The organism is Acinetobacter sp. 1566109 (assembly GCF_000582255.1).
Lineage (GTDB): Bacteria > Pseudomonadota > Gammaproteobacteria > Pseudomonadales > Moraxellaceae > Acinetobacter > Acinetobacter nosocomialis.
This window is the reverse complement of the sequence record NZ_JEYB01000109.1, coordinates 1-5,287: the sequence shown is the minus strand read 5'-3', so window position 1 is coordinate 5,287 and position 5,287 is coordinate 1. Positions and strand designations below refer to the sequence as shown.

Here is a 5,287-nt window from a genome sequence, read left to right as displayed (position 1 = left end):
TAGTAAGTAATGCTTCCCACACTTGAAGCTGAAATGGTGTTCCTGCAAGATTAAGCGGTAATTTCTGCTGTAAGTGTTCTGAAAAATCTTGTCTAAACCACTGTGCAATTTGCTGATGCCAAATCGGAGAGTGATTTCTTAGTTGAGCTTTCGGAAAGTATTGTTTAATGATGTCTTCAATATTTTCACGACTATCAACAAAGCGAACAGAACAAATCCCTTTATCACTACTTACTACTAATAAATCACCAAATGGGCTTGTTTCAACTGAATAATTCAGTTCAACCCCATCACCTTGCTGCTTATATTCACCTGGGGTCATCCCCTCAAGCTGAATAAACAAATCATGTAAACGACCCGTACCCGATAGTCCAGTATTTAAAGCAGTATCTAATAAGCTACGTTGCTGCATTAAATAATATTTTGCCTGCTGCAAGCTCATATATTGCACAAACTTTTTAGGGCTAATACCTACCCATTCCTGAAACTGCCGCTGGATATAACTTGGACTTAAATCCATATATGTAGCGACATCTTCTAAGCTTGGTTGCTGGTCTAGATGTTCATATAAATATTCAATAATTGTGGCAATCACAGCAAATTGCCGAGAAGAAAGCATTTGCATCTGTCACCTCCTTAGCACTTAATCTTACTTTAAAGTAGCCAAAGTCTTATGACGACCCGATTCTTGCACTCTTCAAAAATAAAAAAAGCCTTTCGTTATAGAAAGGCTTAATCATTCAACCTGACATTAGGGTTGTTTTAGATATGGCCACGCTGCTTTTAAATAAATAAACATTGACCATAAAGTGAGAATCACAGCGGTATATAACAAAGCATAAGCCAGCATTTCTAAAGGCTGCCAATTCAGTAGAAATACACTAATCGCAATCATTTGAAATGCGGTCTTATATTTACCTACAGTTGACACTGCTACACTGGTTCGTGCACCGAGCTCTGCCATCCATTCACGTAAAGCAGAAACAGTAATTTCTCGTGAAATAATAACAATTGCAGCAAAAGCCATCGCAATTGTCGGTTTCCACTGCACTAAAACAATAAGTGCAGCTGCCACCATAAGTTTGTCTGCAACTGGGTCTAAGAATCGGCCAAATGCTGAAGTCTGGTTCAAAGTTCGTGCTAGGTAGCCATCAAACCAGTCAGTTACGGCAGCCAACACAAAAATAGCCGTCAAGATAATATGACGCGTCATACTTCCTACGTGCTCACCAATACCTATTGCAGGCGGCCAATATGCAATCACCAAAAATACAGGAATAAGCGCGATACGCGCCAAAGTTAGGATATTTGGGATATTCAGGATTCGCCCTGTGGTCATAAACACCGCCAATTTAGTCTTCACGCATCTTTTAACAGACAACGACACATACTTCAATATTGTATCTATCTGTAACAGCCACTTTATACGAAATATGTGAATCGAGAAAGTAGATTACTTAGGTAAATACCGTAACAGTTTGCCGCAAGATTGCAATTAAATGATCATTTTGATCCCAAAGATATGCATATTCTGTGGAATAACCCTCAGCTGCATATTCAGTCGTGACTTTATATTTAAACCAGTCGCACAACTGATGCTGAACTGGATGAACATAAGTAATGTGCCATGTTAAAGAGCTTGCTGGCGCAACTTGCTTAAACATTGGCAATACACCCGGCGGCCAAATATCCATAAGTACAATCAAATCAGGTAATGTCATTTGACGATTTTCATGTTGTTCTGGTGAGAACCTTGACCAACCACCAAAGTCAGGATGCCCACTTGCCGTTACCGGATAATTACCCTCAGCCCAACAGACTTCAAAATGCTGAAAGCATTCCGGCATATGTTTCGCAAAAGGAATGACGGTTAAATTTTCTGGTTGTACATAAGCAGGTGCTATGGGTTCTTGTTTTACCTCAATACTCGACACACGAGACACGCCAAAACTTGCAACCAAAATGGTTTGTACTGCATCATCTTGCCATAACCGCGCTTCAAGCGTAGTGACTGACTTTCCTTCTCTTAAAACTTCAATAGTCAATCGGGCAGCGCCTTGTTGTACAGGTCCTACAAAAGTAACACTACAACTTAACAGCCTTTTATTTGAATCTTGAATATAGGAACATGCCTTTTGCATTAATAACCCTGCAACAAGCCCCCCAAAAACGGTGCGGCCCTGTAACCATCCTGCGGGTATATCAATCCATTCATTTTGTTTTACATCTTCAAATAGTTGTAATAACGACATTCCTATCCCTAAATCATGCGCGTGATTAAGAAATATCTTTCATCATTTTGACCAACATGTGAATGATCATTCAGCTATTAATTTACGAGCGCTTTTGTCACTCACATAAGTAAGACATGACTACTCATGCAAAATTTTATAAATCGTTCTTGCCATCACTTCACCCAAGCCCGGCACTACCGTCAATTCTTTTTCCGATGCTTTTAACACCCCTTGAATCCCACCAAAATGTGTTAATAAATCTCGACGGCGTTTAGGTCCTAAGCCCGGAATGGCCTCTAAAACTGAAGTACTACGGCGTTTGTCGCGTTTAGCGCGGTGTTTGGTAATGGCAAAGCGATGAGCTTCATCACGTACCTGTTGAATCAAATGTAGTGCCTTGTTATCTTCAGGTAACTGGATTTTTGTGCCATCAGTAAAATGAAGCGTTTCAAGGCCCGGTTTACGTCCCTCACCTTTTGAAACACCAATCATAAAAGCATCAAGTCCAAGATCTTGCATAACTTCCATAGCCATATGGAGCTGGCCTTTACCACCATCAATTAAAAGTAAATCCGGCAACATTGCCTTTTTATAACGACGTGTTAAAGCTTGTCGCATCGCAGCGTAATCATCGCCTGCGGTAATATCTTGAATGGCAAATTGTCGATAATCGCGTTTACGTGCACCGCCTTGGTCAAACACCACACACGATGCAATAGGCGCTTCACCCATGGTATGGCTAATATCAAAACACTCAATACGATCGATCGGACGGCCAACCACCTGCTCAAGTTGGTGGAAACGCTCATTAAGTTCTAAATGATTACTCAACTGCCCTTTAATCGCATGTTGAACATTCATTTCGGCAAGTTCTAACCATTCGGCACGTGTTTCTCGCACATTGCTCTTAATCTGTACTTTCTTTCCAAACTGCTGTGCTAAAGCTTCTTCCAACTCTTTACGGTCAGGTAAGGCAGTATTCACAATCAGTTCGCTTGGTACTTCATCGGCAACCTGAAAGTAAAAGTTTGCCATGAAGTCACTTAGCATTTGACCAAGGTCATCGCCCAACATGTCAGGGAAATAACTTTTGCCGCCTAACATACGACCATTACGCACATGCATAATCTGCACACATGTCACTCCAGCCTGATAGGCAATGGCTAAAATATCCGCCTCACCTTTCACTTTGAAAACAGCTTGCTGTGCTTGTACTTCACGGAGCAAAGACAAACGGTCTCGATAAAAAACAGCTTTTTCAAATTCAAGATCTGCCGCTGCCTGCTCCATTTTCGCAATCAGTTCTTGATTTAATTCTTTGGTATCACCTTGTAAGAAGCGAATACTGTTATTGACGTCTTCTTTGTAATCTTCTGGTGAGACTAAGCCTACACATGGGGCCGAGCAACGTTTGATTTGATATTGCAAACATGGACGCTTGCGCTGTGAGAAGTAAGTATTTTCACATTGGCGCACATTAAAAAGCTTTTGTAAAACCAGTAAGGTATCTCGGGCACTATAAGCACTTGGATACGGGCCAAAGAACTTCCCGATTTGGTGCTTACCTTTGCCACGTCCACTGGCAATTCGCGGATAAGGTTTATCTGCCGATACAAAGATATAAACGTATGACTTATCGTCACGCAGCATAATGTTATAAGGCGGACGATGTTGCTTAATTAAGTTTTGTTCTAAAAGCAGCGCTTCAGTTTCTGAACGCGTAACGAGCGTTTCAATATCATAAATTCGTGCAACTAAAGCCTGAGTTTTCGGATGCTCAATAGTTTTGACAAAATAACTCGATACCCGATTTTTTAGGTTTTTAGCTTTACCCACATATAACAACTCTCCCTCTTTCCCTAGCATCTTATAAACGCCTGGAAGTTGGGTCAGGTTAGCTAAAATTTTTTCAATATGGGGACGAGCGTTTTGATTCACTATTGGCATACATGGCTTAATATTGAATACCTAATGTGATGTTTTCACCTTTACTTTTCAAGTGCTTTACTGTGGCAGAACCTAAATTTGAAAACACATCATGAATTAGCCCGACAATATGTGTCGTGCTTCCTTAAGAATCGAGGCGATAGTAACTATATTTCACGTCTTTTTCTTTATATACCGCATAGGTTTTTTGACGAAAATCTGAGAACCAACCATTACCCGTATAGCCAGCAATGTGTCCGTAGGTATGTCCACTGGTGCGTTCAATAATATAGATATCCCCTTCTTGAGGACGGTTAAATGCCGGTTTGATTTTCTTATAGCCGTTCTTTTCTAAGGTATGTCCCCAGTCAGATGCAGCTACTGGATGCTTGGAAACATCTGCACCTGCTGCTTGTAGAGCAATACGGATATTCTTGGCACATTTCTCTTTGCTGTGCTTTGCTGACATGCTTTCAAGTTTGCTTGAGAACTTATGTAGATCAATGTTTTGATCTTCTACTTTATGTCTTTTAGAAGTCGTTCGGCCATGCTTTTTAGTCTCAGCAGAAGCTTTGTTTAACATCACTTTCGTTTTTAAGTCACCCTGAGAACTTTCTTCTTTTCTCAATTTAATATGGTGAACATGTGCATGAGCTACGTGATGAGCATGAGCCATTTTGAAACCTACTTCCGCTAATCAGTCTTCGAAAAAACGGAGCAATTGTAGAATCAAAATTATGCGTTGGCTTTTAATAGTTGTAACAAATTGCCAGCACTGTGAAATGAGTCACAAAATGAATTTATCGTTTTTATTTTATAAAAAAATACCTTTTCTGGCCCTTTAATCTTTCTATAAATATTGAGGCAAAGATATCCTCTTATAAAAGCAAAATACTTAGCTACAACCAATCAATCAAATTCATTTCAACCGACCAAACACTTATATAAAACTTCAGATTAATTAGAAATTTTAAATATTATAAACATTTCCCAAAATAATATTTAAAATAAAAAAATTTAATAAAAATAAATCACATTTATTTTAAATAAAAATCCCTTTTAATAATTGACGCTTTTCATTTTAACTATTATTATCTCGTTGCTGGCCTACATTGCCAGTCGGTTTT

The 5,287-nt window shown here is 39.4% G+C and carries 5 protein-coding genes; all 5 read right to left on the bottom strand.

What is annotated here, in order from left to right; genetic code table 11:
* Positions 1-625 (bottom strand): helix-turn-helix domain-containing protein (locus tag J582_RS24220; RefSeq protein WP_050674866.1); only part of this gene is annotated, 625 nt, incomplete at its 3' end.
* A gap of 126 nt (positions 626-751) precedes the next feature.
* The gene (gene pgsA / locus J582_RS24215; protein ID WP_002156973.1) at positions 752-1,339 is read right to left on the bottom strand and encodes a CDP-diacylglycerol--glycerol-3-phosphate 3-phosphatidyltransferase; all 588 of its coding nucleotides are present in this window, start codon (positions 1,337-1,339) and stop codon (positions 752-754) included.
* 118 nt (positions 1,340-1,457) lie between these two features.
* Positions 1,458-2,252, bottom strand: coding sequence for a thioesterase family protein (locus J582_RS24210; RefSeq protein ID WP_031981899.1), 795 nt, complete (start codon positions 2,250-2,252; stop codon positions 1,458-1,460).
* A 120-nt stretch (positions 2,253-2,372) separates the two neighbouring features.
* Positions 2,373-4,172, bottom strand: coding sequence for an excinuclease ABC subunit UvrC (gene uvrC / locus J582_RS24205; RefSeq protein WP_031944813.1), 1,800 nt, complete (start codon positions 4,170-4,172; stop codon positions 2,373-2,375).
* Positions 4,173-4,305: 133 nt separating this feature from the next.
* Complete coding sequence (locus J582_RS24200) at positions 4,306-4,836, bottom strand: CHAP domain-containing protein (protein ID WP_004883575.1); 531 nt, start codon at positions 4,834-4,836, stop codon at positions 4,306-4,308.
* Between the last annotated feature and the right edge of the window lie 451 nt (positions 4,837-5,287).